1 protein-coding gene is annotated in these 1204 nt (G+C 58.7%); it reads right to left on the bottom strand.

Features of this window, described 5'->3' with window-relative positions; genetic code table 11:
• A partial coding sequence (locus tag AC0Z6F_RS22560; protein WP_485618650.1) for an IS110-like element ISStma4 family transposase occupies window positions 1-955 on the bottom strand: 955 nt, incomplete at its 3' end.
• Between the last annotated feature and the right edge of the window lie 249 nt (window positions 956-1204).

Genomic DNA, 1204 nt, shown 5'->3' with positions numbered 1-1204 from the left:
CGACGTCAGGCTCAAAGGGTCGGCCACTTCTCAGTACGCCCCAAATCAGATGGATGAGCTTGCGCATCACTGCACACATGACGACCTTGAAGGGCTTGCCTTTCGCGCTGAGCCGGTCTGCAAAGGACTTCAGTGTGGGGTTGTGGGTCTTCCCGGTCAGCGCCGGCATGTACAGCTTTTTGCGGAAATTGGCGTCGCCGACGCGTGATATCCGGCATTTGCCTTCGTAGTTTCCTGATTGACGCTGGGCCGGATTCAGGCCCGCGTGGGCAACCACCTGGCGCACGTCGCTGTATTTGCTTAGATCCCCCAGCATGGCCAACAGCTGGGCACTGCTGGTGTTGCCTACACCGGGGATGCTGGTAAGCAGTTGATGACGCCGGCGCAGGTCCGGATCGTTATCGATATGGTCCTCAATCGCCTTCTGGACCTGCTTGATCTGCTCTTCCAACGTCCGGATCACATCCTTGATCCCTTGCTGGACCGAGATATCGGCAACGTCCAGGCGGTTGTGCTCCATCTGCAGCATTTCCTGGAGATCATCTCGACGCCGTACCAAGGCGCGCAGCTTCACCTCCGAGGGCGTCGGTGGAACGTAGGGATGCAGCTTTTCCGAGCGTTGTGCCTCAAAAAACCGGGCAATCAGCTTGGCGTCGCTGCGGTCAGTCTTGGTCCGCATCCCCTCCGCCTGCCCAAACGCCTTTACTCGGGCGGGATTGGCCACATGAACCACTACCCCCGCTTCCACCAGTGCTTGAGCCAAGGCCTCGTGATAGATGCCTGTAGCCTCCATACCTACCGCCGCGTTCGGCGCATGTTTGGCGCGCCAGGCCAGAAGCTCATCAAAACCCTTTGGCGTATTGGGGAGTTTGGCCTTGGTTCGATACTTGCCGTGAGATAGAGGCAGGGCGATGTCAAAAGTCGCCTTGGCTGCGTCGATGCCGATAAATTGCATGATTTCGCTCCAGCTTGAACTTACGATCGTGATCGGAAGCCGCCAGACTTGCCCTTGTGAGTACAGGCTCTCACCCGATGGCGGGCCTAAGATACCGTTCAAGTTCCATGGCGGTGTCAGGCCGCCGACGCGCTGAATCTACTTTGCAAGCTCGAAGGCTTAAGAGCCGAGGCAGCGTCATCGGAGCCTCCCGGGTCACCGGGGGATTGTGCCTGATCAGGGCACGATCCAAGACACAAGAGCCGAGCC

This window comes from Stenotrophomonas sp. 1L-E-5-B-C3 (assembly GCF_057292075.1).
The sequence above is the reverse complement of the archived record's forward strand: the minus strand, read 5'-3'. Positions and strand labels throughout refer to the sequence as shown.